At 71.5% G+C, this 26,133-nt stretch carries 21 protein-coding genes; 14 read left to right on the forward strand and 7 right to left on the reverse strand.

The window, feature by feature from the left end; translation table 11 throughout:
* The first annotated feature begins 102 nt into the window (after window positions 1-102).
* The 5 genes from rhaI to DEI85_RS12930 all read left to right on the forward strand — a co-directional run bounded on the left by rhaI (window position 103) and on the right by DEI85_RS12930 (window position 7,424).
* Complete coding sequence (rhaI, locus tag DEI85_RS12910) at window positions 103-1,275, forward strand: L-rhamnose isomerase (RefSeq protein ID WP_111124300.1); 1,173 nt, start codon at window positions 103-105, stop codon at window positions 1,273-1,275.
* A gap of 40 nt (window positions 1,276-1,315) precedes the next feature.
* The gene (locus DEI85_RS12915) at window positions 1,316-3,364 is read left to right on the forward strand and encodes a bifunctional aldolase/short-chain dehydrogenase (RefSeq protein WP_111124299.1); all 2,049 of its coding nucleotides are present in this window, start codon (window positions 1,316-1,318) and stop codon (window positions 3,362-3,364) included.
* A 20-nt stretch (window positions 3,365-3,384) separates the two neighbouring features.
* Window positions 3,385-4,872, forward strand: coding sequence for a rhamnulokinase (locus tag DEI85_RS12920; RefSeq protein WP_111124298.1), 1,488 nt, complete (start codon window positions 3,385-3,387; stop codon window positions 4,870-4,872).
* Window positions 4,869-6,194, forward strand: a complete 1,326-nt coding sequence (locus DEI85_RS12925; RefSeq protein ID WP_181436448.1) for an alpha-hydroxy acid oxidase — start codon at window positions 4,869-4,871, stop codon at window positions 6,192-6,194. The genes DEI85_RS12920 and DEI85_RS12925 overlap by 4 nt, the downstream gene beginning before the upstream one ends.
* Before the next feature lie 291 nt (window positions 6,195-6,485).
* Complete coding sequence (locus DEI85_RS12930; RefSeq protein ID WP_284183430.1) at window positions 6,486-7,424, forward strand: glycoside hydrolase family 16 protein; 939 nt, start codon at window positions 6,486-6,488, stop codon at window positions 7,422-7,424.
* Between the two features lie 115 nt (window positions 7,425-7,539).
* Here the strand turns inward: DEI85_RS12930 and DEI85_RS12935 are convergent, their stop codons facing one another.
* Entirely contained in the window at window positions 7,540-7,902 is a 363-nt protein-coding gene (locus tag DEI85_RS12935; RefSeq protein ID WP_111038207.1) for a hypothetical protein, read from the reverse strand.
* A gap of 271 nt (window positions 7,903-8,173) precedes the next feature.
* Here DEI85_RS12935 and DEI85_RS12940 point away from each other — a divergent pair, with 271 nt between their 5' ends.
* A complete protein-coding gene (locus DEI85_RS12940) occupies window positions 8,174-9,715 on the forward strand; it encodes an MFS transporter (protein ID WP_349815117.1) in 1,542 nt (513 codons plus the stop codon).
* The gene (locus tag DEI85_RS12945) at window positions 9,708-10,688 is read left to right on the forward strand and encodes an alpha/beta hydrolase (RefSeq protein WP_111124356.1); all 981 of its coding nucleotides are present in this window, start codon (window positions 9,708-9,710) and stop codon (window positions 10,686-10,688) included. Before DEI85_RS12940 ends, DEI85_RS12945 begins: the two co-directional genes overlap by 8 nt.
* Before the next feature lie 71 nt (window positions 10,689-10,759).
* Here DEI85_RS12945 and DEI85_RS12950 read toward each other — a convergent pair whose 3' ends face one another.
* From DEI85_RS12950 to DEI85_RS12970, 5 genes are all read right to left on the reverse strand, one after another.
* Entirely contained in the window at window positions 10,760-11,062 is a 303-nt protein-coding gene (locus DEI85_RS12950) for a hypothetical protein (RefSeq protein WP_146249052.1), read from the reverse strand.
* A gap of 825 nt (window positions 11,063-11,887) precedes the next feature.
* The gene (locus DEI85_RS12955; RefSeq protein WP_111124358.1) at window positions 11,888-12,193 is read right to left on the reverse strand and encodes a hypothetical protein; all 306 of its coding nucleotides are present in this window, start codon (window positions 12,191-12,193) and stop codon (window positions 11,888-11,890) included.
* Between the two features lie 69 nt (window positions 12,194-12,262).
* A complete protein-coding gene (locus DEI85_RS12960) occupies window positions 12,263-12,808 on the reverse strand; it encodes a hypothetical protein (RefSeq protein ID WP_111124359.1) in 546 nt (181 codons plus the stop codon).
* 38 nt (window positions 12,809-12,846) lie between these two features.
* A complete protein-coding gene (locus DEI85_RS12965) occupies window positions 12,847-15,345 on the reverse strand; it encodes a bifunctional lysylphosphatidylglycerol flippase/synthetase MprF (protein ID WP_111124360.1) in 2,499 nt (832 codons plus the stop codon).
* A 5-nt stretch (window positions 15,346-15,350) separates the two neighbouring features.
* Window positions 15,351-16,682: an alpha/beta hydrolase gene (locus DEI85_RS12970; protein ID WP_111124361.1), complete on the reverse strand. Its 1,332-nt coding sequence runs from the start codon at window positions 16,680-16,682 to the stop codon at window positions 15,351-15,353.
* A gap of 183 nt (window positions 16,683-16,865) precedes the next feature.
* Here DEI85_RS12970 and DEI85_RS12975 point away from each other — a divergent pair, with 183 nt between their 5' ends.
* Window positions 16,866-17,558, forward strand: a complete 693-nt coding sequence (locus DEI85_RS12975; protein ID WP_258376412.1) for an NUDIX hydrolase — start codon at window positions 16,866-16,868, stop codon at window positions 17,556-17,558.
* Here the strand turns inward: DEI85_RS12975 and DEI85_RS12980 are convergent.
* The gene (locus tag DEI85_RS12980; protein WP_111124362.1) at window positions 17,470-18,699 is read right to left on the reverse strand and encodes an ROK family protein; all 1,230 of its coding nucleotides are present in this window, start codon (window positions 18,697-18,699) and stop codon (window positions 17,470-17,472) included. The genes DEI85_RS12975 and DEI85_RS12980 overlap by 89 nt on opposite strands.
* A gap of 132 nt (window positions 18,700-18,831) precedes the next feature.
* Between DEI85_RS12980 and DEI85_RS12985 the strand changes: the two genes are divergently transcribed.
* The 6 genes from DEI85_RS12985 to DEI85_RS13010 all read left to right on the forward strand — a co-directional run bounded on the left by DEI85_RS12985 (window position 18,832) and on the right by DEI85_RS13010 (window position 26,129).
* Window positions 18,832-20,130, forward strand: coding sequence for an extracellular solute-binding protein (locus DEI85_RS12985; RefSeq protein ID WP_110862309.1), 1,299 nt, complete (start codon window positions 18,832-18,834; stop codon window positions 20,128-20,130).
* A 12-nt stretch (window positions 20,131-20,142) separates the two neighbouring features.
* Window positions 20,143-21,099, forward strand: coding sequence for a carbohydrate ABC transporter permease (locus DEI85_RS12990; RefSeq protein ID WP_111124363.1), 957 nt, complete (start codon window positions 20,143-20,145; stop codon window positions 21,097-21,099).
* Window positions 21,099-22,013 (forward strand): carbohydrate ABC transporter permease, encoded by a 915-nt coding sequence (locus DEI85_RS12995; protein ID WP_027466185.1) that lies wholly within the window; start codon window positions 21,099-21,101, stop codon window positions 22,011-22,013. The genes DEI85_RS12990 and DEI85_RS12995 overlap by 1 nt, the downstream gene beginning before the upstream one ends.
* A gap of 92 nt (window positions 22,014-22,105) precedes the next feature.
* Window positions 22,106-23,764 carry a glycoside hydrolase family 13 protein gene (locus DEI85_RS13000; protein WP_111091281.1) on the forward strand — a complete coding sequence of 553 codons (1,659 nt, stop codon included), beginning with the start codon at window positions 22,106-22,108 and terminating at the stop codon, window positions 23,762-23,764.
* A 215-nt stretch (window positions 23,765-23,979) separates the two neighbouring features.
* Window positions 23,980-24,915 carry an ABC transporter ATP-binding protein gene (locus DEI85_RS13005; RefSeq protein WP_111124364.1) on the forward strand — a complete coding sequence of 312 codons (936 nt, stop codon included), beginning with the start codon at window positions 23,980-23,982 and terminating at the stop codon, window positions 24,913-24,915.
* Entirely contained in the window at window positions 24,912-26,129 is a 1,218-nt protein-coding gene (locus DEI85_RS13010; RefSeq protein ID WP_111124365.1) for an ABC transporter permease, read from the forward strand. The genes DEI85_RS13005 and DEI85_RS13010 overlap by 4 nt, the downstream gene beginning before the upstream one ends.
* Window positions 26,130-26,133 lie beyond the last annotated feature (4 nt).

A 26,133-nucleotide genomic window follows, 5' to 3' on the forward strand; every position in this document is an offset into this window, starting at 1 on the left:
ACACCGGTGTTTTGCGGCACCACCCCACCCACCACGCTTGCGCGGCCCCCGCGCAGCGCGTACCGTATGAAACGATTCAATCGCACACGAGGAAGTGACACGATGACATCGACCCCGAGCTTCGCCGGCATCGCCGACCAGCTGGCACGACAGCAGATCGAGCTGCCCAGCTGGGCCTTCGGCAACTCCGGCACCCGCTTCAAGGTGTTCAGCACGCCGGGCACTCCGCGCGACCCCTACGAGAAGATCGCCGACGCCGCCCAGGTGCAGAAGTACACCGGCCTGGCCCCCACCGTCGCGCTGCACATCCCGTGGGACCTGGTGGACGACTTCGCCGACCTCAAGCGCCACGCCGAGGAGCACGGGGTGTCGCTCGGCACCGTCAACTCGAACACGTTCCAGGACGACGACTACAAGTTCGGCGCCCTGACCCACGTCGACGAGACGATCCGGCAGAAGGCGATCGACCACCACCTGCGTTGCATCGACGTGATGGACGCCACCGGCAGCCGCGACCTGAAGATCTGGCTCGCCGAGGGCTCGAACTACCCCGGCCAGGAGGACATGCGCTCCCGCCAGGACCGCCTGCACGAGTCGCTCAGCACGATCTACGACCGCCTCGGCGCCGACCAGCGACTGGTGCTCGAGTACAAGTTCTTCGAGCCGTCGTTCTACCACACGGACATTCCCGACTGGGGCACCAGCTACGTGCAGACGGCGGCACTCGGGCCGAAGGCGATGGTCTGCCTCGACACCGGGCACCACGCCCCCGGCACGAACATCGAGTTCATCGTGATGCAGCTCCTGCGTCTCGGCAAGCTCGGTTCCTTCGACTTCAACTCGCGCTTCTACGCCGACGACGACCTGATCGTGGGCGCCGCAGACCCGTTCCAGCTGTTCCGGATCCTGGTCGAGGTCATCCGCGGCGGCGGCTACGACAACCCCGACGTGGCGTTCATGCTCGACCAGTGCCACAACGTCGAGGACAAGATCCCCGGCCAGATCCGCTCGGTGCTCAACGTGCAGGAGATGACGGCTCGCGCGCTGCTCCTCGACCGCGTCGCACTGACCGCCGCGCAAGAGGCGCACGACGTCCTCGGCGCGAACGAGGTCTTCATGGACGCGTACCAGACCGACGTCCGGAAGGACCTGGCCGAGTGGCGCGAGTCCCGCGGACTGCCTGCGAACCCGATGCGCGCCTACCTGGAGTCCGGGTACCAGCAGTCGATCGCAGCGGACCGCGTCGGCGGCGTCCAGGCCGGCTGGGGCGCGTAGGAACATGACGAACACAGTGGAGGCACGGGTGGACCCCGCAATGCACGGCACCGACGCAGACACCACGATCCGGGCGCTGGTCGCGCGCTCGAACGCGCTCGGCTCGGATCCGCGGATCACGAACTACGCGGGCGGGAACACCTCCGCCAAGGGCACCGACACCGACCCGGTCACGGGCGAACCGGTCGAGCTGCTCTGGGTGAAGGGCTCCGGGGGCGACCTCGGCACCCTCACCCCGGCGGGCCTCGCGGTCCTGCGCGTCGACCGCGTCCGTGCCCTCCAGGACGTCTACCCCGGGGTGGAGCGCGAGGACGAGATGGTCGCCGCCTTCGACTACACGCTGCACGGCAAGGGCGGTGCCGCGCCGTCGATCGACACCGCGATGCACGCCCTCGTCGACGCCGCCCACGTCGACCACCTGCACCCCGACGCCGGCATCGCGATCGCCACGGCGGCGGACGGTCCGGCCCTGACCGAGCGGATCTTCGGTGACAGGGTCGTCTGGGTGCCGTGGCGCCGACCCGGGTTCCAGCTCGGGCTCGACATCGCCGCCGTGCAGCGCGACCACCCGGACGCCGTCGGCACGATCCTGGGCGGCCACGGCATCACGGCCTGGGGTGACACGAGCGACGAAGCCGAAGCGAACTCCCGCTGGATCATCGACACCGCCGAGCAGTACCTCGCGGCCAACGGCACCGCCGACCCGTTCGGCCCGGTCCGTCCCGGGTACGAGGCCCTGCCCACCGAGGAACGCCGTGCACGCGCCGCCGCCCTCGCCCCGACGATCCGCGGCATCGCCGGACACGACAAGCCCGTCGTCGGTCGGTTCACCGACACCGACGTCGTGCTCGACTTCCTGGCGAGCGAGCAGGCACCGCGCCTCGCAGCGCTGGGCACGAGCTGCCCGGACCACTTCCTGCGCACCAAGGTCAAGCCGCTCGTCCTCGACCTGCCCGCAACGGCGAGCGTCGACGAGCAGACCGCCCGCCTGCACGAACTGCACGAGCAGTACCGCGCGGACTACCAGGCGTACTACGACCGGCACCGGGCGCCGGACTCCCCCGCGATCCGCGGCGCCGACCCGCTCATCGTGCTGGTCCCCGGCGTCGGGATGTTCTCGTACGGCAAGGACGCCCAGACCGCCCGCGTCGCCGGCGAGTTCTACGTCAACGCCATCAACGTGATGCGCGGTGCCGAGTCCGTCAGCACCTACGCCCCCATCGACGAGGCCGAGAAGTTCCGGATCGAGTACTGGGCACTCGAAGAGGCGAAGCTGCAGCGGATGCCCGCGCCCAGGAAGCTCGCGACGCGCATCGCCCTGGTCACCGGGGCAGCGTCCGGCATCGGCAAGGCGATCGCGAAGCGCCTGGCGGCCGAGGGTGCCGCCGTCGTCATCGCCGACCTCGACCTGGCGAAGGCGCAGGAGACCGCCGCCGAGATCGGCGACGGCGACCGCGCGATCGGCGTGGCCGCGAACGTGACGGACGCCGCCGCGATCGACCGGGCGATCCAGCAGACCCTGCTGCACTTCGGCGGCCTCGACCTCGTCGTCAACAACGCGGGGCTGTCGCTGTCCAAGAGCCTGCTCGAGACCACCGAGCAGGACTGGGACCTGCAGCACGACGTGATGGCGAAGGGTTCGTTCCTGGTGTCGAAGGCCGCCGCGAAGGTCCTCATCGAGCAGGGCCTGGGCGGCGACATCGTCTACATCTCGTCGAAGAACTCGGTGTTCGCCGGGCCGAACAACATCGCCTACTCCGCCACGAAGGCCGACCAGGCCCACCAGGTGCGGCTGCTCGCGGCCGAGCTCGGTGAGCACGGCGTCCGCGTCAACGGCATCAACCCCGACGGGGTCGTGCGCGGCTCCGGCATCTTCGCGAGCGGCTGGGGTGCCAACCGCGCCAAGACGTACGGCATCGAGGAGCAGGACCTCGGCAGGTTCTACGCGCAGCGCACGATCCTGAAGCGTGAGGTCGTGCCCGAGAACGTCGCGAACGCCGTCTACGCCATCTGCACCGACGACTTCTCGCACACCACCGGCCTGCACGTGCCCGTCGACGCGGGCGTCGCCGCGGCCTTCCTGCGGTAGCGACGAGCAGGAGCACGAGCATGCACACCAGCGGCAGCGTCGCCGCGGTCGACCTCGGGGCCACCAGCGGCCGGGTGATCGTCGGCCACGTCGACCAGGACGGGGTCCGGATGGACCACGTCGCACGGTTCCCGAACGGCCCCGTCACCCTGCACGAGGGCGACGACGACACCGGCCGCGACGCCCTGCACTGGGACGTCGTCGAGCTGTACCGGCAGGTGACCGAGGGGCTGCGGCGTGCGTTCGCCGAGCACCCCGCGATCGCCAGCGTCGGCATCGACTCGTGGGCGGTCGACTACGGCCTGCTCCGCGACGGCCGACTGCTCGGGCTGCCGTCGCACTACCGCGACGACCGGCACCAGGGCGGTGTCGTCCCCGTGCACGACCGGATGCACGCCGCCGAGCTGTACGCCCGGAACGGCCTGCAGCACCTGCCGTTCAACACCCTGTTCCAGTGGGCTGCCGACCCGTCGCTGCAACTCGCACAGCGTGCGCTGCTCGTGCCCGACCTGCTCGGGTACTGGCTGACGGGGGTCGAGGCGGCCGAACGCACGAACGCCTCGACGACCGGGGCACTGAACGCGACCACCCGTGGGTGGGACCCGGCGGTGCGGGCTGCTGCGGGCCTCCCGGCCGGGCTGCTGCCCACGCTGCGCGACCCGGGCGACCGACTCGGCCCCCTGCTGCCGTCCGTTGCCGAGCTCGTCGGCGGGCAGGCCGACGTGACGCTGGTCGGCTCGCACGACACGGCGAGCGCCGTCGTCGCGGTCCCCGCGACGGAGCCGGACTTCGCCTACATCTCGTCGGGCACGTGGTCGCTCGTCGGCGTCGAGCTCGACGCGCCCGTCCTGTCGGACGCGGCGCGACGCGCGAACTGCACGAACGAGGGCGGTGTCGACGGTCGCGTCCGGTTCCTGAAGAACGTGTCCGGACTGTGGTTGCTGTCGGAGAGCGTCCGCACCTGGGAGCGCGGTGGCGACCAGGTCGACCTGGAGGCCCTGCTCGCCTCCGCCGCGGCCGTCACCGCCCCGGTCCCCGTCTTCGACCCCGCGGACGAGTCGTTCACCGCACCCGGCGACATGCCGGCGCGGATCGCAGCGTGGTGCGCGGCGCACGGGATGAGCGCCCCCGCCTCGCGCGCGGAGTTCGTCCGGAGCATCCTCGAGTCGCTCGCGACGGCGTACGCCGAGACCCTGCGCACCATCGCCGACGTGACCGGCAAGGCCATCCGGGTCGTGCACGTCGTGGGCGGCGGCTCGCAGAACCGGCTGCTCTGCCAGCTGACCGCGGACCGGACCGGCCTGCCGGTCGTGGCGGGGCCGGTCGAGGCCACCGCGCTCGGCAACGTGCTGGTGCAGGCGCGCGCCGTCGGACTCGCGGGCCTCGGAGGGGCTTCACTGGAGGCACTCCGCAGCATCGTCGCACGGAGCGTCGAGCCCGTGCGGTACACCCCCTCGGCGTCGTCGCGCGCCGATCCCGATCGATCCCCCGTCAGGAGCCACGCATGACCACGACCGACGACCAGCACCGGATCGACCCCGCGACAGGCGCACCGGCACCCGCGACCGGCGCCGCGTCCGCCGCCCGCACGCGGGTCAAGCGGCAGCTGCCGACGGTGCGGGACCTCGCGCCGCTCATGCAGTTCAAGAAGCCTTCGCTGCCGGGTCGGCGTCAGCGCCTCGAGCAGGCCTTGACGATCTGGGACCTGCGGGACATCGCCGCCCGTCGCACCCCGAAGGCCGCGTTCGACTACACCGAGGGCGCGGCCGAGGCGGAGATCTCCCTCGCCCGTGCCCGGCAGGCGTTCGAGGACATCGAGTTCACCCCGGCGATCCTGCGGGACGTGTCGAGGGTGGACACCTCGCGTCAGGTGCTCGGGGCGCCGGTGTCCTACCCGTTCGGCATCGCGCCGACGGGCTTCACGCGGATGATGCAGACCGAGGGCGAGCGGGCCGGTGCCCGGGCCGCCGGACGTGCCGGCATCCCGTTCTCGCTCTCCACCATGGGCACCACCGCGATCGAGGACGTCCGCGACGCCAACCCGCACGGGCGCAACTGGTTCCAGCTGTACATGTGGAAGGACCGCGAGAAGTCGATGGCGCTGGTCTCCCGCGCCCAGCAGGCCGGCTTCGACACCCTGCTCGTCACCGTGGACGTCCCCGTCGCGGGTGCGCGGCTGCGGGACAAGCGGAACGGGTTCTCGATCCCGCCACAGCTGAGTGCCCGGACCGTGGTGAACGCGATCCCGCGGCCGTGGTGGTGGTTCGACTTCCTGACCACCGAGCCGCTGGCGTTCGCGTCGCTCGACCGCTGGTCCGGCACCGTCGGCGAGCTGCTCGACCACATGTTCGACCCGACCGTCACCTACGAGGACCTCGCCTGGATCCGTGACCAGTGGCAGGGCAAGGTCGTCGTGAAGGGCGTGCAGTCGCTGGCCGACGCCAAGCGCCTGGCGGACCTGGGGATCGACGGCATCACGCTGTCGAACCACGGCGGCCGGCAGCTGGACCGCGCCCCGGTGCCCTTCCACCTGCTGCCCTCCGTCGTCAAGGAGGTCGGGAAGGACACCGAGGTGCACCTCGACACGGGCATCATGTCCGGCGCCGACATCGTGGCTGCCGTGGCCCTCGGCGCGAAGTTCACGATGGTCGGCCGTGCCTACCTGTACGGGCTGATGGCCGGCGGCGAGGCCGGGGTGGACCGGATGATCCAGATCCTGTCCGAGCAGATCGAGCGGACCATGCGGCTGCTCGGGGTGGCCTCGCTCGATGAGCTCGAGCCGGGGCACGTGACGCAGCTGCAGCGGTTGCAGCCGATCCCCCGGGTCTGACCCGTCGGCTCGCCGCGCGTTGCACCGTGCACGTTCGACGGTCGGACACCGGGCGTTCGTCGGTCGATTTCCGTGACGCCCCCCGAACGGGTCACAAATGATGCAAGATGTCCGTGGACGTGTCAACGAAACCCTCGGCATCCGGCCGGCTGATGCGTCCGTCCCTCCCCGCATCCTGCGCCCGAGCATCCACGAGGAGCCCGACATCTCGACCCGAAGCACGTGCACGCCCTCGCGCGGCACGACCCCACGGAACACGTCCACGCCCCTGACCACCCGAGGGGGCACCCGATGATCCGCCACCGCGCGATCCTCGCGATCGCGACCGCCGGCGCCCTGGTCCTCGGCGTCCCCACCGCCGCCTCCGCCCGCACCTGGTGGGGCTGGGACGGCGAACGCCGCTGGCACAACGCCCCGGTGAACCCCACCCCGACGCCGGCCCCCGACGAGACGGAGACCCCGGCCCCCACCGACGAGTGGACCCCGGATGCTGAGGCCGAGCAGGACTCGGCGCCGATCGAGGACTCCGCCCCCGTCGCCGAGCCCGCGCCCGAGGCCGCGCCGGAGGCGGCACCCGAAGCGGATGGATCCCCCGCGGACCTCTCCGCGATCGCACCGGACGCCTCGTTCGTCGAGGACTTCACCAAGAACGCGGTCACCGGCCTGGTCTCGTCGCTCTACCCGCAGTCGTGGCAGGCCTACCCCGACGGCACCTCGGGCATCTACGCGCCGAGCAAGACCGTGTCGGTGCACGACGGCGTGATGGACGTCGCCCTCGGCACCGGTGCCGGAGCGGCCGGCACCTTCGGGTCCTCCGACGGCGCCTGGGACCACGTCGGTGGCTCGTTCTCGGTCCGCGCGAAGGCGACCGGCGGCGACGGCAACGGCGCGGCCTTCATGCTGTGGCCGACGTCGAACGTGTGGGCCGACGGCGAGATCGACTTCCCCGAGGGCAACTTCGAGGACAGCCCCTCGGTGTTCCACCACTCGATGACCCCGGGCAAGGAAGCCGAGCGCGTCCAGCTCGGCACCGGCGTCTCGTGGCGCGACTGGCACACCTACAAGGTCGACTGGGTTCCCGGTGAGTCCGTCACGTACAGCGTCGACGGCAAGGTCCTCGGCACCGTCACGCACGACGTGCCGACGACCCCGCACCGCTTCATGTTCCAGGTCGGCAACTGGGGCGAGAAGGGCAACCTGCTCATCGACTGGGTCTCGACGACCGAGTAGCGTCCGCAGCTCCACCCGAGACGGACGGGAGGCCCGGTGCCGGCTGGCACCGGGCCTCCCGTCCGTCTGCGTGGTCGCGTCTGCTTGCCGCAGCGCGCCCTGCGGAGCCTGTGGGCTAGTGCTTCTCGTCGACGAGGGCGATGAAACGGCTGCCGATGCCCTCGACCTCACGCCGAGTCAGGCCGGCGGTGGGCTCGGGCGCCTGGTACGGGGCGTGGTAGTCGCACATCAGGTAGTCCCACTCGGGCCACCACTTCTTCGGACGCGCCTCTTCGTCGAAGCCGCAGACCACGCACTCCAGGCGCGTCCAGACCTTCTTGGTGCCGGTGCGGTTGGCGCGGGACTGCACGAGCCAGGCGGGCGGGTCCTGCTCGATCGCGTCGAGCTCCGCTTCGCTCAGGCGCGACGGGATGCCGTGGCGGGTCGCCATCTCGAGGGGGATGTCGAGCCGGACGGCGGCTTCGCGGCGGGAGAGCATCCGTCCAGGGTAGGTCCTGCCACTTCCCACCTCGAACTGTAATGTCGGGGAACCGCCGCCGACCGCTGCCACGGCTGGCGAGACTGGCTCGGAGCTCGCCAACGGCGAGGAGTGGCCCCGGTAGCGAGAGGGGCTCCGACCGCCGACTTCCTTCGCGCGAGCAGTCCGGGTATGGTCTCGATCACTGAGGTAAAAGGCGCCGCGATCTGCGACGCACCCGCACGCGGCATCGAACGAGTCGCCACTTCTTCCCTCGAAGGAGTGCGCCATCGTGTCCCCCAGTCCCGCTCTCACCACCGGGCACGTGCCTGCCGGTGACTCGTCTCCTCGTCTGCGCGACGCCTGGATCGCCCTCGCCGGGCTGTCCGCGGTGTTCCTGTTCGAGATGCTCGACAACTCCGTGCTCAACGTCGCCCTGCCGACGATCGGCCGCGACCTGGGCTCGTCGACGACGGGACTGCAGTGGGTCTCGGGTGCCTACTCGGTCGCCTTCGGAGGGCTGATGCTGCTCTTCGGCGCCGTCGCCGACCGCATCGGACGCCGTCGGGTCATGCTCGCCGGGCTCGTCCTGCTGGCCCTGGCCAGCCTCGCCACGGCGGTGGTCACGTCGACCGAGCAACTGATCGCCGTGCGGGGAACGATGGGCGTCGCCGCGGCGATGACGACGCCCGGGTCGATGGCGCTGGCGTTCCGCCTCTTCGACGACGAAGGCCTCCGGGTGCGGGCGCTCACCGTCATCTCGACGGCCGGGCTCGTGGGCCTGGCCATCGGTCCGACCGTCGGCGGGTTCGTGCTCGCCGTCGCCCCGTGGCAGGTGCTGCTGCTGGCCGACGTGCCGATCGCGGTCCTCGCGCTCGTCGGCATCCGGTTCGGTGTCACCCGCGACGAGGCGGCAGGGCTCCGTCGCGATCCGGTCGACGTGGTCGGAGCGCTGCTCGGCACCGTGACCACGGCTGGAGCGCTCGTGGCGCCGACGATCCTGGTCGAGTCCGGAGCCGCCGGCTGGTGGGGGTGGGGCGTCCTCGCGCTCGCCGTCGCCTGCGGGGTGGGGTTCGTCGCCCGCGAGCGGACCGCGCGGCACCCGCTGATCGACCTGCACCTGCTCGCCCGACCACTCGTCTCGAGCGGCCTCGCGTTCAAGGCCGCGTCGGGTCTGGCCGTCGCCGGACTGTCGTACCTCGTGACCCTGCAGCTGCAGTTCGCCTGGGGGTGGTCGCCGGCCCTGGCCGCGGTCGGGACGCTGCCGCAGGTGGTCGTGTTGCTCGTCGGTGGCCGCTTCGTCGGGCCGTTCGTGCAACGGGTCGGCCTGGGCCGCGCCGCCTGGATGAGCGCCGTCTCGGTCGTCTCCGGTCTCGCGGTCTTCGGCGCCCTGAGCCGGTACGGGTACCCGTGGGTGCTCGTCGCGCTCGTGCTCGTCGCCGCCGGCATGCGGGTCGTCGGCGTCGTCGCCGGCGCGTCGGTCCTCACGGGCCTGCCCGCGGACCGCACCTCCGTCGGAGCGGCGCTCGTCGACACCTCGAGCGAGCTCGCGGGCGGTGCCGCCGTTGCCGCGGCGGGGACCATCGTCGCCGCCTTCGTCGCCGGGAGCATCACCACGACCACCTGGACCGCCGCCCGGATCGAGGGCTTCCAGGACGCCCTCACCGTCGCCGGCCTCGGCCTCGCCGCGGTCGCAGCACTGCTCGTCGTGCTCGGCATGCTCGGAGCCCGGCCCACCGTCGAACCGGAAGACGGAGCCCCGGCCGAACCTGCCGACACCACCCCTGCACACACCGACCGGACCACCATCACCGAGGAGACCTCCCGTGCCTGACACCATCGCCCTTCCCCGCCCGCCGTTCGATCCCGAGTTCGTGCCCTTCCTCACCGCGATGGACACGCGAGGCCGCTTCCACCTCACGACCCAGATGCTGCCGCAGATGCGACAGCTGGACATGACGGAGGCGCAGCTCGACGAAGGGCTGCATGCTCGCGGCCTGGAACGGAGCAGCATCACGATCCCGGGGCACCGCGGCGCCCCGATCGATCTCGCCGTGATCCAACGCACCGGCCGTACCGGTACAGCTGCCCTGGCCTACGCGATCCACGGCGGCGGCATGGTGTTCGGCCACCACCTCGGCAACCTCGACTCCTACGACGAGTGGCTGCTGGTGCACGATGTCGTCCTGGTCAGCCCCGGCTACCGTCTGGCGCCGGAGCACCCGGACCCGTACCCGGTCGAGGACTGCTACGCCGGTCTCCTCTGGGCAGCCGAGCACGCCGACGAACTCGGCATCGACCCGGAGCGCATCGTCCTCGTCGGGCAGAGCGCCGGGGCAGGTCTCGCCGCCGGCACGGCCCTCCTCGCCCGCGACCGACAGAGGCCCTCCGTCATCGGCCAGGTGCTCGTGAGTCCCATGCTCGACGACCGCGACGCGACCCTGTCGGCTCGGCAGTTCGACGGTGTCGGGGTCGCCGACCGGGAGATGACACGGTTCGGCTGGGACGCCTACCTCGGTGACCGGCGTGGTGGCGAGGACGTGTCGATCTACGCTGCACCCGGGCGCGCGACCGACCTCACCGGGCTCCCGTCCGCGTACATCGACTGCGGCAGCACCGAGGTGTTCCGCGACGAGACCGTCGCCTACGCCAGCTCGCTGTGGGCGGCAGGGATCCAGGCAGAACTGCACGTGTGGCCGGGAGCGTTCCACGGATCGACGAGCATGATGCCGGACGCGACGCTGTCGCAGCGGGCCGTGCAGGCCCTGCGCGAGTTCACCGGGCGCCTCCTCGGCCCGGCCGTTTGACAGCGGCCCCGGCACGAGCGGATCATGGCGCTCATGCCGGGACCGGGACCGGGACCGGGTCGCAGCATCAGCTAGATCCGATCCAGGCACACCACCGCGACGACGATCGGCCACGCCTCATCATCGAGCTGCACGGACCGCAGCCCCCGCGGCAGAGCTCGTCCGTCATCGGACGCGACGACGACTCCCTGCAGCCCGATGAGGTGCCCCGAACCGCGGCTGTAGTGCACGCGATCGCCGACGACGGGCATGACGATGGTGTCCGCCGCCAGCTCCTCTGCAGCGAGTTCGATGACCGGAGGCCAGGACTCCGTGAGCACCTCGACGGCCTGCCACTCGGACCCGCCGCGCTCGTCGAGCTCTGCATCGCGCAACTCGAGATCCACGATCCTCGCGACCGGCAGGGATTGCGGGCTGATCGTGCGCGCGACACCACATCCGATCGGGACGCTCCTGCTGGCGAGGAAGAGCCCCTCGCGCGCCGTACCGAGCTGCGACGGGACCGGCTCAGCGCCGACCTTGCGGAGTCCGCCGTTCGCTGTCGAGCCGCCTGCGGTGTGCGTTCGCGTAGCACTCGCCTTCGCCGCACCGAGGAGTCGTGGCGCGACCTGAGCTGCTCTCGTCCGCATCGGATCATCGCTGAACTGCGCGCCGAGATCCTTCTTGAACGCGAGGGCGCGAGGCCGTCGCTTGTCGCGCTTTTCCATCGGGTCGCCTTCGGCTCGGCTTCGCGCAGCCTCGAGTCAGGCTGTTCCCGGACCGTACTGCCGGACAACCGGCGCACGCGATGGTTCCTCAGCGACATTGCGGTAACCAGCAACACGATTCGGAGTTCGCGCCGGCGCTGCCCCCGTTCGCTCCGGCCTCGGCCTGCTCAGCGTGCGGGCGCCGCTTCGTCGCGGCGGGCTCTTCGCCGCAGGGCCCGGCGGAACCCCGTGAGCACGGCGCCGCAGTCCGTGCACTCCTACTCGCTCCACCCAACCTGGCCGCAGGTGTCGTAGGCCGCTGTCGACGCCACCGTGGACCCTGCACCACCCGTCCGGACGAAGTACGGCAACGAGACGCCCTGCCGGGTCACGGTCCCGCAACATGCGAGCACTGGCGACCTGACGCCCGATGGTCCACCCGGTACCGACGGGAGGCCCGGTGCCAGCTGGCACCGGGCCTCCCGTCCGTCCCGTGGTCGCGTCGACGACGCGTCAGCCTTCCCAGGGCCAGTACGTCTGGCAGGTCTCGGGGCCGCCGTTCGTCGAGCCGCAGACCTCCACCGGCCCCCAGATGCTGAGGACGACCCACGCGACCTGCAGCACCAACATGATCAGGCCGGCGATGAACAGGGCCCGGACGCGGCGACGGTCGTCACGGACGCCGGTCAGCAGCGAACCGAACGCGGCCAGCAGCCCGCCTGCCGGGACCACGAGTCCGAGGACGACGGTCACGGTCATCAGGAGCGCGAACTCGCCTCGGGTGGTGCCGAAGCGTCGCCCAGCGTGCAGTGCAGTCACGGTGGTGAGCGTATCGGTCCGCGGGGCACGCGGATGCGCCCACTTCGGGCGGCGGTTGTCGACCGCGGTTCAACCGCCGCTGCGCTCACGACGACGCACCCGCAGGGTGCCGATCCCCTGGACGATGCAGACGACACCGCTCGCGACGACGACGACGCCGGTCACGATCCGGCCGATGGAGACCCCTCCGAACAGCAGCGGGGCGACCGCGACACCGATGAAGACTGCGCCCATCACGATGACGACGACCGGGTTCTGCGCGACGAAGAACCGGCGCCCACCGTTCGCTTCGGCGATCGCGCGGTCCCGAGCACGAGGGACGGCGTCGGGCGACCGACCCGCGCGGCGATCTGCACGCCGTCGCCGACCGCGGAGGAGCAGCCACACCGCGCCACCGATGACGACGGCAGCTCCGATGGCGATCCACTCGACGATGTGGAAGGACCCGAAGACGATCACCAGGACGAACCCGACCGCGATGCCCACGAACATGTCCGTGGTCATCCGGTCGGTCCGGCCGTCGACACTCGTGACGTACCCGGGACGGCGTTCGTACGGATCGTGCTCGTGCCCGTGCTCGTCCACGGCCGGTCCGTCGGCCCGTTCGGTTCCCATGCTCCGAACGTACCGACGGCGCGGCGGGCCCGTCCGGGTCAGCCCACTCGTTCCGCCGGCGGCTCGGCCCGGACTCCGTGTGCCGGACGCCGCTCCCGCACGATCGCCACCGCCTGGCGCAGCGACAGCCCCGGCAGGTAGGTGCGGACGATCGCGACGCCGATCGTGGGCAGCGCCACCGGGTCCGGGTACGCCATCACCAGGGGGTGCAGGTCGGGGCCGAACTTCGCCTTGAAGCGCAGCAGGGAGCGGAACCCGTAGACCGGCTCGAGCGCACCACCGACGACGTCGAGGACCGATTCGACGCCGCTCCGGCCGGCGCACTGTGGTTCCGCCGAGGACGCGAGCGGGGCGGCGGACAGGCTGAGCCGTTCGGCACCGTCGGTGCGCATCCGGTCGACCGCACTCGCGACCAGGAACTCCATCACACCGTTGGGCGCGTCCGGCGCGCGGCGCATCACGTCGAGCGTCCACCCGACCACCTGCCCGGCACGGTACGCGGGCAGCCAGCTGGTGACGGCGAGCACGGTGTCGTCCTCGCCCAGGGCCACGAGCGTGCGGACGGCGGGGTCACGCATCTCGTCGATGCCGCCGAGGGTGAACCCCATCTCGGGCAGTTCGCGCTCGGCGACCCACTCCTCCGAGATCGCCTCGATCTGGCGGGTGACCGATCCGGGCAGCGAAGCCCAGTCCGACCAGAGCGCAGTGGTGCCGGACCGTGCGGCCTTGTTGACGGCCGTGCGGACGTCCTGCTTGCGCTTGCCGGTCGTGGTCCAGGTGCGCGGGTCGAGGTCGGCGTCCTCGGCCACGGGAAGCGTCGTCCATCCGAGTCGTGCGAGTGCAGCACCGAGGATGGCGTCGATGCCGTAGAAGACGGGCGTCCAGCCGTGGTCGTCCGCGGCCCGCGCGAAGCCCTCCAGCGCCGCAAGCCGTGCGTCCTCGTGCCCGAAGGGGCCGCCGGTCGTCACGGCGACGCTGCCGGTGCGGTGGTAGGCGACGCCGGCGCGACCGTCCTCGGTGAACCAGTACTCGTTGCCGGGCCAGGTCGTCATCCACCCGAAGGTGTCGCCGCCGCCGGCGACCAGGAGCGCCCGAGCGGCCACCCGCGCGGCGTCCTGCCCGTCGAGGTCGCTGTCCGAGGGCCCGGCCCCGGTCGGCCGGACCGCGGCGATCGCCACCGCGAGCCACAGGAGCGGGCCCGAGATGCCCACGACGAACCGCAGCGCCGGCTCGGCCTGCGCCAGGTGCGTGGGCAGGGTCACGGGTGCGATCGGACCGAGCACGGCGAGCGCCAGGTGGAGGGGCGCGCGCACGCTGTCGCCCGAAGCCACGGCGACGCCGACGACGACGACCGCGAGCACCACGGCCGATCCGGCGACCGTGACGGCGAACCCCAGCAGTCGTCGCCGGTCGGTCCGCACCGGGAAGTCCGCGCGGCGAAGGACGAGCACCACGGCGGTGGCGATCGGCACCAGCACCGACGCGACGAGCGAGAGCGAGACCGCGAGGTGGTCCGAGGCCAGACGCTGCACGACGGCGTGGTGCCGCTCGGGCAGCACCCCGTACGAGACCGCGGTCGCGACGCCTGTGATCAGGTCGACGGTCACGACGAGCCACAGCGCGAACCGGCTGCCGCGTCGGAGCCCCACCGCACCGACCGCCAGGACCACGAGCGGCATCACGGCCAGCAGCGACTGGAGCGGGCCGTGCGGGTGCACCGCGGCGAGCGCCCGGACGCAGCTGGCGGTCACCCCGGTCACCGAGCAGTGCGGCATCCGCCCGGTCGGCCCGGTGTCGAGCACCACGGCGAGCGGGGCGAGCAGCCCGAGCTGGGCACCGGTGACGAGCGCGAGGACGGGGCCGACGGCCGACACCGTCACCGCGGCCACCAGCAGCACGCGGGTCTCGCGTGAGGAACTCCGGGTCCAGCCGCTCCGCACCGGCGACCGCCGCAACACGCGGCCGAGCACCAGGCCGATGAGCAGGGCGAGCGCCGCGTGCAGGTCGGACGCGTGCCCGGAGTACAGCAGCAGCGCGGCGACGACGGCGATCGACACCACCCGGATCCGGCGTCGCCACAGCGCGCCGGCGAAGGCGCTCGCGGTCGCGATGGTCCCGACGATCCAGGTCCAGGGGCCGACGTGTCCCAGGTGCACGAGGAAGCCACGGGTCGCCGGGGCACCGTCGAACAGCTGCAGCACGGCAGCGAGGCCGGTCCCCACGACGGTCGTGACGACCATCGCGAGCAGGGTGCGCCGCCAGCCGAGCAACCGTTCGGACGCCCCGGTGCACACCACGACGGCGACGAAGGTGACGAGGAACCCGACGACGCTGCTCGTCACCGCGACCACGCCGAGCGGGCCCATCGTCCCGCCCAGGGTGTCGGGCGTCCGACCGCTGAGCGCGCCGATGCAGCGGAGCACCACGGCGGCGATGCCGGCGACGATCGTCAGGGCCGAGACGACACTCGTCAGTGGGTACCGACGAGCCACCGGGACGAGACGCTTCGGGGTCGCCCCCGCGAGGGCCGCGGTCACCGCGCTCACCGGAGGCCCAGGTGCGCGATGACGCCGGGCATCCCGACGCGCAGGGCGTAGCGGACGGTGTTCCAGTCGTGCGCGGAGCCCTCGGACACGAACAGTCGGGTCTGCATCCCCGCGGCGTCCGCAGCTGCGCGGAGCGCCGTGGTCGACGCGACGTAGGGTGCGTCCTCGCTCCCGTAGGCGAACACCGTCAGGCGCCCGGGGTAGGGACCGTGCGCCCGCATGATCGCCCGTGGTGCCGCTGCGGCGTACCGGCTGGCGGAGCCGCCGAACCCGACCTGGATGCTGTGCTGGACGGAGCCGTTCAGGGGTGCGAGTTCGCTCGAGATGGCGAAGGTCGTGCCGAACGCGCCGGGGTGCGCGGTGGAGAACTGCATGGCGCACGTCGCGCCCTGCGAGAACCCGACGATGCCCCAGGCCGAGGGCGCTGCCCCGACGCGCAGGTGCTGCCGGATCCAGTCCGTGGTGTCGGTCGTGATGTACGTCGCGGAGTGCCCGAGGGGCGAGTCGACGCACATCGGGTTCCGGTCCGGTGCCCCGAGTTGGTCGGGCGCGACGACGATCGGGGCGAGTCCGTGGTGGGCCTCGGCGAACGCGTCCATCACCGCGCCGAGCCGACCGGCCTGGAACATGTCGCTCGGCTGGCCGGGTTGTCCGGCCAGGCTGATCAGGACCGGCAGGGTCGGTGGTCGGTCGGTCAGGGCAGCCGGCGGCAGGTACACGTCCGCCGGCCGCGCGTGGAAGTGGGAGACGGTCGACGGGATGGCGACGGAGAGCACCTTCCCGCGTGGCGGCATGTCGGCGGGGGCCCGCCAGGTGGCCGGGTCGACCACCGGACTGGAGGCGCGCCCCACCCCCGTCTCGTGTGCCAGCGGACCGGACGGGTACGGATCCGTCGCGACGGCCTGCTCGATCGTGCGGTACGCCCCGGAGTCGACGTTGACGCCGAGGACGGCGGCCAGGGCCACCGCCACCGCCGCGAGCACGCCGAGCACGCGGCGGACCCAGCCGCCCTGGACGACCGTCACCACGAGCAGGCCGGCAGCGCCGAAGGCCAGGGCCACCCACATCCGGGTGATCGGGGTGAACGACACCCCGTACAGGTCCTGCACGTCCCCGAACCACCACACCGCGACCAGGCCGATCACGGCACCGACGGCCACGGCACCGAGCCGCCAGACCAGCCCCCGGACCGGGTGCCGGGAGCGACGACCGAACGCCGGCAGCAGCGCGGCGACGGCGAGGAGCCCGGCGGCGACGTCCACCGGGACGAGCACGGCCGGTGCGACGACGGCGACGTGGAACAGGGGTCGGAGCAGATCGTGGAACATGGGGCCTCCCGGCGGACGATGCAATCGTGGCGGCGGCCCGCTGCGAACGGGGCACCCAGGCGCTTCCGGTTCGCACAGCTCCCACCTGTTCGGCTCTCAGGCGGCACTCGAACAACCCCCAGCGCAGCGTCCGGTGTGACGGTGCCGCCAGACCTCTCGGTGGCGCACACCTAGGGTGAACGGGTGACGCACGACGGATCGGTACGGGCTGCACTCGCGGCGGTCGCAGCGGATGGCTGGGGTGACGGTGGGCCGCTCGTCGAACCCGGCAGCACGGCCTCGCCACGACGGGCCGCGGTCCTGATGCTCTTCGGCGCGCTCGACCACGCGCCGAGCGACCGACCGGCAGCAGCACCCGGGGTCCCGCGCGACCTCGACGTCCTGCTCCTCGCCCGGGCCACGACCCTGCGCGCGCACGCCGGCGAGGTCGCGTTCCCCGGTGGACGCATCGACCCCGGTGACGCGGACGCCGTCGCCGCCGCACTCCGCGAGGCACAGGAGGAGACGGGACTCGACCCCGCCGGCGTCGAGGTGCTCGGCACACTGCCGGCCGTGCCCCTGGCGTTCTCGAACCACCTGGTCCGGCCCGTCATCGGCTGGTGGCGCGACCCCTCACCGATCCGCGTCGTCGACGAGCACGAGTCGGCGGCGGTGTTCCGGGTGCCGGTGGCCGACCTGCTCGACCCGGCGAACCGCGGCGTGACCGTGCTCCGCCGCAGTGGTCAGGAGTGGCGCGGACCGGCGTTCACCATCGAGGCCGACGGCGACGAGCACCTGGTGTGGGGCTTCACCGCGATGCTGCTGGATGCGCTGTTCGACCGACTCGGTTGGACGGAACCGTGGGACCGGACCCTCGAGGTGCCGCTGCCCGACTGAGCACCGGGAACGACAGCGGGTCGGCCCGCACCGCGTCGACCGCGTGGGCCACGGCCCCGATGACGACGACGTCGGCCCCGAGCGAGGACGCGACGAGTTCGGGCACCGGGTCGAAGTGCCCCTTCGCGAGCAGGTCACGCGCGCGGTCGATGACGGCGACCGCGGGCTGGGCGATCGCGCCGGCGACCACCACGCGGTCGATGTCGAGCAGGCTCGCGAGCAGGATGCAGACCCTGGCCAGGCGGTCCCCCAGGCGGTCGACGATGGTGCGCGCGACCGGATCACCGCTCCGTGCGGCCGCGAACACCAGGGCGGCGTCGGCGGCGAGCGCGGAGTCCGCGGGGATGTGCCCGGCGGCGACGGCGTCGGCCACGAAGGTGCGGGCGACGGCGCCGATGCCGTCGGACGAGCCGACACCCTCGACGAGTTCGAGCACCCGCATCTCGCCCGCACCGCCGTGGGCACCGCGCAGCAGGACCCCGTCGACGACGAGGCCCGCGCCGAACCGCTCCCCGGACAGCAACGCCGCGAACGAGGCGTCACCCGAGGACGGCCGCTCGGCGAGCGCGGCGAGGTTCGCGTCGTTCTCGACGAGCACCCGCCCGTCCGGCACGGCGTCGACGAACCCCGGGTTCATCCGGACCCAGAAGCCGCCATCATCGGGCGAGGCACCGGCGGCGTCGACCGGTGCCGGGATGCCCACGACGGTGACCAGGACCCGGGCGCGGTCGACGTCGGCCGAGGCGAGTGCGGCGGCCACGGTGTCGGCGAGGACCCCGAGCCGCACGGGCACGTCGAGGCCCGACTCACCGAGCGTGCCCTCGGCACGACCCAGCACCGTGCCGCGCAGGTCGGCGACGAAGGCCGTGACCCGGTGCTGGCCGGCGTCCACACCGACGACGACCCCGGCGACCGTGTCGAGCTCGTAGCGGCGGGCGGGGCGTCCCATCCGGTACTCCCCCGCGGCGCGGGCGTCGTCGAGCTCGCGGAGCCAGCCGAGCCGCACGAGTTCCTCGGCCGCCCCCAGCACGGTCGACCGGGTCAGGCCGGTGGCGTCGATCGCCTCGGTCGCGGTGAACGCCGACGAGTCGAAGGCGTACGCGAGCAGCGTCTCTGCGCTCGTTCCACGGGGTGGCGGCATGTCGTGACCCTATCGCGCGACGAGTTCCTTGCGGAATTAGATTTTCTCGCTACATTTAGTTCCGCGGGTGGCATCGGAGCCACCCGCGGGACGGAACGGCAGGGACGCCGGGTCCGGACGGACGGAGACGACGTGCAAGCACACGCCACCGCCAGGAGCGCAGCATCGGTCAGCCGACGCGGGTTCCTGCTCGGAGCGGGCGGCATCGCAAGCGGGCTCGCGCTCGCCGGATGCGCCCCGATCGGGTCCTCCAGCGCCAAGCCGGAGACCATCACGTTCTACGTGTCGAAGCCCGAGGTCATCGGCTACTTCGACGACGTCATCGCGCAGTTCCACCAGACCCAGTCGAAGGTCCGGGTCGTGCGCGACTCGACCTCGAGCATGTCCGCGAACTTCGTGCGGAACCGGCCGCCGGACCTCGGCTGCTGGAACTACAACTTCTCGGTCGTGCCGTTCGTCGAGCACGGCGCGCTGACCGACCTGTCCGACCTGCCGCAGGCCGACACCATCAACCCCGACCTGTGGCCGCTCATGGAGCAGACCGCCGACTACCCCGGCCGGAAGAGCGCCCTGCCGTACTCGGTGACCGCGGCGTCGGTGATCTACAACAAGGCGCTCTTCGCGCAGCAGGGGCTCGAGGTCCCGACGACGTGGAGCGAGTTCGCCGACGTGTGCGAGCGCCTGACCAGGGCCGGGATCGCGCCGATCTACGGCACGTTCAAGGACAACTGGACGATCGCCCAGGGCATGTTCGACTACTCGATCGGCGGCATGATCGACACCCCGGCTACCTTCGAGGCACTCCGGCGCGAGGGCACGAACGTCGGCAAGGGATCCGCCGTCTCGTTCGAGCGCGACCTGCGGAAGCCGATGGAGCGCATGGTGCAGCTCCGCGCCTGGCACCAGGACGGCGCAGCGAGCCGCGGGTACGGCGACGGCAACCTCGCCTTCGCCCAGGGCAAGGCAGGCATGTACCTGCAGGGACCATGGGCCCTCGGCGAGATCGCCAAGACCACGAAGGACATGGACCTCGGCACCTTCCCGTTGCCCGTCACCGACGACCCGGCCGACCGGAAGGTGCGCGTGAACGTCGACCTCGCGCTCTGGATCCCGGAGGCGTCGCGCAAGCAGGAGGCCGCCCGCGAGTTCCTGTCGTTCCTGATGTCCAAGCGGGTCAACGACGAGTACAACGCGGACAACAACGGCTTCGGAGTGCGCAAGGACGCTCCCCCGGCGTCGAACCCCGCCCTCCGTGGCATGCAGTCGTACTACGACGACGCAGCCTTCTACCTCGGCGCCTCGCAGCTCATCCCCGCCGAGATCCCGGTCGCGAACTACGCGCAGTCGATCGCCTTCGGCGGCGACCCGCAGCGCCAGCTCCGCACCCTCGACGCCGACTGGGCGCGTCTCGCGCTCCGCACGGCCGCGTAAGGAGACGTCCGAATGGCAACCACGACCACCGAATCCATCACGACGGCGGACCGCCGCCGCCGTGGCGGAGCCGCCACGGGCCTCCAGGCCGGAGGACCGAACGGACGACGCAAGCCCCGCGTCGACCCGCTCTTCCTGGCGTTCCTGCTGCCCACCCTGGTGCTCTTCACGCTCGCCATCACGCTGCCGGCGGTGATGGGCATCGTGCTGAGCTTCACGAACTCCGTCGGCTTCGGTGAGTTCCGCTTCACCGGGCTCACCAACTACGTCGCGGTGTTCTCCGACCCCGCGATCCTGCAGGCGTACCTGTTCACGCTCGGGTTCTCGCTCGTCACCGTGATCGTCGTGAACGCGATCGCGTTCCTGCTCGCCATCGCGCTGACGTCGAAGATCCGCGGCAAGATCGCGCTGCGTGCGGTGTTCGTGCTGCCGATGGTGATCTCGGGGATCGTCATCGCCTACGTGTTCTCGTTCCTGTTCGCGAACAGTCTGCCGGCCTTCGCCACCGCGATCGGCTTCGGGCCGCTCGAGCAGAGCATCCTGGCGAACCCCGACCTGGCCTGGCTGGCGATCGTGGTCGTCACGGCCTGGCAGGCGATCCCGTCGACGCTCCTCATCTACATCGCCTGTGTCCTCTCGATCCCCGGCGAGGTGTACGAGGCAGCCGCCCTCGACGGTGCCAGCGCCTGGCGGCAGCTCGTCTCGATCACCGCACCGCTGACGGCGGGCTACATCCTGATCAACCTGGTCATCGGGTTCAAGAACTTCCTGAACTCGTACGACATCATCGTCGGCCTGACCGACGGCGGCCCCGGCACCTCGACCACCAGTGTCGCGATGTCGATCTTCAAGGGCTTCAACGGCGGCGACTACGCCTACCAGATGGCGAACGCCACGATCTTCTTCGTCATCGCGGTCGTCATCGCCGTGATCCAGCTGCGGGCGACCCGCGGGAAGGCAGCGCTCTGATGTCCCTGCAAGCACCCCTGCGACCGGGGACCACCGCGACCGGCAGCATCCGTTCCGTCGACGCCGACCGGTCCTCCGGCTCGGGCAAGGCCGGCCGGGGTCGTTCGAACTGGCCCGTCACCGTCGTCCTCGTGCTGTGCGCGCTGTCGGTGCTCGTGCCGCTGTACGTCACCCTGACGATGGCGTTCAAGACGACCGGCCAGGCCGTCGACGGCAACGCGTTCTCGCTGCCGGCACCGTTCAGCGTCGACGGCTTCGTGCAGGCGTGGCAGCTGACGGACTTCCCGCGGGCCTTCGCGGTCTCGGTGTTCGTCGCCGCGATCACCGTCGTCGGCACGATCCTGCTCGCCTCGTTCACGGCCTACGCGATCGCCCGGAACTGGGACCGACGACTGTTCCGCTGGTCGTTCTTCTACCTGCTCGCGGCCATGTTCCTGCCGTTCCCGGTGCTCGCGCTGTCGCAGGTGAAGCTCACCGGACTCGCGCACCTGGACAACCCGCTCGGCGTCGCGATCCTGCACGTCATGTTCCAGCTGTCCTTCAGCGTGCTGCTCTTCACGGCCTTCCTGCGGTCGATCCCGGCGGAGCTGGAGGAGAGTGCACGCATCGACGGTGCGAGCACGGGGCAGGTGTTCTGGCGACTCGTGTTCCCGCTGCTGGCACCGATGAGCGCCACCGTCGGCATCTTCGCGTTCCTCGCGTCCTGGAACGACTTCGTGATGCCGTCACTGATCACCTCCGACCCGGCGCTGCAGACCCTGCCGGTGCTGCAGCAGATGTTCCAGACGCAGTTCAGCAACAACTACAACGTGTCGTTCGCCTCGTACCTGATGGCGATGGCCCCGGCGATCATCGTCTACCTCGTCACCCAGCGGTGGGTGATGGCCGGCGTGACCCAGGGCGCCATCAAGTGACCGACACCGCCGGTGCGGGCCCGACCGCGATCGCCGGCGCAGGCCCGACCGACACACACCCCTCGAACCCCTCGAACCACGAAAGGCCCGACGTGACCGACACCCTCGCCCAGCCCGCCGCCACCACGCACGACGAGACCTGGTGGCGCCAGGCCAGCGTCTACCAGATCTACCCCCGCTCGTTCGCCGACGCGAACGGCGACGGCATCGGCGACCTGCCCGGCATCACCGAGCGGGTGCCGTACCTGGCCTCGCTCGGCATCGAGGCCGTCTGGCTCAGCCCCTTCTACCCGTCCGCCCTGGCCGACGGCGGCTACGACGTCGACGACTACCGCGACGTCGATCCGCGCCTCGGCACACTCGACGACTTCGACCGGATGGTCGAGGCACTGCACGCCGCCGGCATCCGGGTGATCGTCGACGTCGTCCCGAACCACACGAGTGACCGGCACGAGTGGTTCCGCGAGGCCCTCGCGGCACCCAAGGGCTCCCCCGCCCGCGACCGCTACGTGTTCCGCGACGGCAGCGGACCTTCCGGCGAGGACGCCCCCGCCGACTGGATCTCGATCTTCGGCGGCCCGGCCTGGACCGCCGTCGGCGACGGCCAGTGGTACCTGCACAGCTTCGCGAAGGAGCAGCCCGACCTGAACTGGGCGAACCGCGAGGTCCGAGACGACTTCCTGCACACCCTGCGCTTCTGGTCCGACCGCGGCGTCGACGGGTTCCGCATCGACGTGGCCCACGGCCTGGCGAAGGACCTGGGCGAGACCCTGCCCACCTGGGCCGAGCTCGCCGAGATGCCGAAGGACGGCACGCACCCGCTCTGGGACCGCGATGACGTGCACGAGATCTACGCCGAGTGGCGGACGGTCTTCAACGAGTACACGCCGGCCCGCACCGCGGTCGCCGAGGCCTGGGTCCCCGCCCACCGCCGCGCCCGCTACGCCAGCGCCGAGGGACTCGGTCAGGCGTTCAACTTCGACCTGCTCGAGGCCGACTTCGACGCCGGCCAGTTCCGCACGATCATCGAGTTCAACCTCGGCCTCGCCGAGCAGTCCGGCTCGTCGACCACGTGGGTGTTCTCGAACCACGACGTCGTCCGGCACGCCACCCGCTACGCCCTGCCGCCCCGCGCCGGTGGCACCGACAAGCAGGGCAGCGCCTGGCTGCTCGCCGGCGGCTCGCAGGACGCGCTCGACCGGTCGCTCGGCCTGCGCCGCGCACAGGCCGCCACGCTGCTCGAGCTCGCCCTGCCCGGCTCCGCCTACCTGTACCAGGGCGAGGAGCTCGGCCTGCACGAGGTCGGTGACATCCCGGACGCCGACCGCCAGGACCCGGCGTTCTTCCGCAACCCCGGCGTCGACGTCGGTCGTGACGGCTGCCGCGTGCCGATCCCGTGGACGCGCACCGGCTCGTCGTTCGGCTTCGGTCCGGACGGATCGCACCTGCCGCAGCCGGCGTGGTTCGCGGACTCCAGCGTCGAGGCCGAGGACGCCGACCCCGACTCCACCCTGAACCTGTACCGGAAGGCGCTCGGCCTGCGAGGCCAGCTGCAGTCCGAGGAACAGCTCGAGTGGATCGAGACCGGCCGAGACGACGTGCTGGCATTCCGTCGGCCGAACGGCTGGACCAGCGTGACGGTCTTCGGCGACGACCCCTTCGCGCTGCCGGCCGGCGAGCTGCTGCTCGCCTCGGCCCCCGTGGTCGACGGCGCCCTGTCGGGCGTGGGGACGGCCTGGTTGCGTTCCTGACGCGACGCTCGCGCCCTGGGCGCGAGCGGACGACGGACGGGAGGCGCGGTGCCGGCTGACACCGCGCCTCCCGTCCGCCGGAAACGGGCGTACCTGCCGGAAATGGGCGTACCTGCCGGAAACGGGCGTACTGGGTCGAAAGTTCCGACCAGGTACGCCCGTTCTCGCATCCCATCGCGGCCGTTCTGGGAAGAAAGTCCCGGTAGGGTCGCCGCATGAGCGGGGCGAGCATCAGCGTGCAGGACTTCGTGATGCGGTTCGGCGACCGCAACGTGGTCGACGGGCTGTCGTTCGACGTCGCCCCCGGTGAGACGTTCGGGCTGCTCGGCAGCAACGGCTCCGGCAAGACCACGACGATCCGGGCCCTGCTCGGCATCACCACCCCGACGGCGGGCACGCTGACGATCGACGGCCTCCCCTACCGGCCGGCCACCGGCGGCATCGGCTACCTGCCCGAAGAGCGCGGGCTGTACCGCAAGGAGTCCGTCATCGACGTGATGACCTACTTCGGGCGCCTGCGCGGGCTCCGCGGTGCCGAGGCGACCGCGTGGAGCATGGACTACCTGGCCCGGGTGGGGCTCGCCGACCGCGCGAAGCTGCGCGTCGACAAGCTGTCCGGCGGGCAGCAGCAGAAGGTGCAGCTCGGCATCACGATCATGGACCGGCCGCGGCTGCTCATCCTCGACGAGCCGACGAAGGGGCTCGACCCGGTGAACCGGCGACTCCTGCTCGACCTGGTCGACGAACGGAAGGCCGACGGCGCGACCGTGGTCCTCGTGACGCACCACATGGACGAGGTCGAGCGGCTCTGCGACCGCATCCTGCTCCTCAAGGACGGGCGGGCCGCCGCGTACGGATCCGTGCCCGACGTGCAGGACGCCTTCGGTGGCGCCGTCGCCCGCGTGGGGCTCGACGGCCCGGTGCCGAAGTCGCCGCTGTACCGACTCGCCCGCCACGAGGGGCACGTCGCCTACCTGGTCCCGACCCGGGCCGCCGCTCCGGACGGTGCGGACGTCCTGGCAGAACTGGTCGCGGCCGGGGTGCACGTCACCGCGTTCGAGATGCGCCGGATCCCGCTCGACGAGATCTTCGTGCAGGTCTACGGGCACGACGCCCTCGCCGCTGCCTCGTCGGACGGAGCCGCGGCATGAGCAACCTCGGCACGGTCGTCCGGTTCGAGTTCGTCCGCGCGGTCAAGAAGCCCGCGTTCTGGATCGGCACCCTCGCGCTGCCGGTCGTCATCGTGGTCGTCTCGCTGCTCGTCGGCATCGGGCAGGCCGCCGGCACGAACTCCGTGGTGTCCGGGTCGTCCGCCACGAAGACCCCGTTCCACTACGTCGACGAGTCCGGCCTGGTGTCGGAGTCCGTCGCTGCGAAGTGGGGCGGGACCCCGTCCACCGATGCCGCCGCCGACCGCGCCGCCGTGCGGTCCGGCGACCTCGACGCCTTCATCGTGTTCCCGTCGTCGCCGTCCACGACGGCCATCCGGGTCGACGCCGCCGACCGCGGGCTCTTCGCCAACGGGGTCTGGTCGTCGCTGGCGGAACGGGTGCTCGAGCAGAGCGTCGCCGCTTCGGTCGACGACCCCGAGACCGTGGAGCTGCTCCGCAGTCCACCCGCCACCGACGTCACCACCTACGCCGACGGCCGGGTCGCGCCGGGCTGGTTGTCGGTCGTGCCGCCGTTCCTGTTCGTCGCGGCGTTCTTCGGGCTCGTCATCCTGCTCGCCGCCCGGATGGTCACCGTCGTGGTCGAGGAGAAGGAGAACCGGATCTCCGAGATGATCCTGACGACGGTGACCGCGGGTGACCTGATCCGCGGCAAGGTCGTCGCCATGCTGCTCGTCGGCTTCGTGCAGGTCAGCGTGTTCGTCGTGCCCGGCCTGGTCGGGCTGCTCGTCGCCCTGCCGTTGGTGTCGTCGCAGCTCGGTGGGCTGACGGTCGACCCGTGGCGGATGGTGACCGGGGCACTGCTGCTCGTCGGCGGGGTGCTGCTGGCGTCCGGGCTGTTCGTCGCCGTCGGCGCCGCCGTGCCGTCGATCAAGGACGCCTCGGCCCTGCAGTCGGCGGCGATCTTCGCGCTGATCATCCCCCTGTACGCGGCGTTCTTCGTGATGACGACGCCGACGTCGCCCGTCGCGCAGTTCTTCACGTACTTCCCGACCTTCACGCCGATCACCGCGATGGTGCGGAACGCCGTCGGGGCCCTGACCGTGACGGAGTCGGTGGTCTGCATCGTCGAGGTGTTCGTCGTCGCCGGGCTGCTGCTGTGGTTCGCGGAGTACCTGTTCCGGCACTCGGTCGCGCAGTACGGGTCGAAGGTGACGGTGCGGCAGGTGTTGTCGTGGCGGGGGCGGCGGGGCTGACCCC

The organism is Curtobacterium sp. MCBD17_026, from assembly GCF_003234895.2.
GTDB classification, from domain to species: Bacteria; Actinomycetota; Actinomycetes; order Actinomycetales; family Microbacteriaceae; genus Curtobacterium; species Curtobacterium flaccumfaciens.

What these genes read in the sequence shown, in the direction of transcription:
- DEI85_RS12980 (WP_111124362.1), bottom strand. Translation starts at nt 18,699, where the DNA reads ATGCCGCCACCCCGTGGAACGAGCGCAGAGACGCTGCTCGCGTACGCC.
- DEI85_RS12995 (WP_027466185.1), top strand. Translation starts at nt 21,099, where the DNA reads ATGTCCCTGCAAGCACCCCTGCGACCGGGGACCACCGCGACCGGCAGC.
- DEI85_RS12920 (WP_111124298.1), top strand. Translation starts at nt 3,385, where the DNA reads ATGCACACCAGCGGCAGCGTCGCCGCGGTCGACCTCGGGGCCACCAGC.
- DEI85_RS12930 (WP_284183430.1), top strand. Translation starts at nt 6,486, where the DNA reads ATGATCCGCCACCGCGCGATCCTCGCGATCGCGACCGCCGGCGCCCTG.
- DEI85_RS12915 (WP_111124299.1), top strand. Translation starts at nt 1,316, where the DNA reads ATGCACGGCACCGACGCAGACACCACGATCCGGGCGCTGGTCGCGCGC.
- DEI85_RS12990 (WP_111124363.1), top strand. Translation starts at nt 20,143, where the DNA reads ATGGCAACCACGACCACCGAATCCATCACGACGGCGGACCGCCGCCGC.
- DEI85_RS12925 (WP_181436448.1), top strand. Translation starts at nt 4,869, where the DNA reads ATGACCACGACCGACGACCAGCACCGGATCGACCCCGCGACAGGCGCA.
- DEI85_RS12935 (WP_111038207.1), bottom strand. Translation starts at nt 7,902, where the DNA reads ATGCTCTCCCGCCGCGAAGCCGCCGTCCGGCTCGACATCCCCCTCGAG.
- DEI85_RS12960 (WP_111124359.1), bottom strand. Translation starts at nt 12,808, where the DNA reads ATGGGAACCGAACGGGCCGACGGACCGGCCGTGGACGAGCACGGGCAC.
- DEI85_RS13005 (WP_111124364.1), top strand. Translation starts at nt 23,980, where the DNA reads ATGAGCGGGGCGAGCATCAGCGTGCAGGACTTCGTGATGCGGTTCGGC.
- DEI85_RS13010 (WP_111124365.1), top strand. Translation starts at nt 24,912, where the DNA reads ATGAGCAACCTCGGCACGGTCGTCCGGTTCGAGTTCGTCCGCGCGGTC.
- rhaI (WP_111124300.1), top strand. Translation starts at nt 103, where the DNA reads ATGACATCGACCCCGAGCTTCGCCGGCATCGCCGACCAGCTGGCACGA.
- DEI85_RS12970 (WP_111124361.1), bottom strand. Translation starts at nt 16,682, where the DNA reads ATGTTCCACGATCTGCTCCGACCCCTGTTCCACGTCGCCGTCGTCGCA.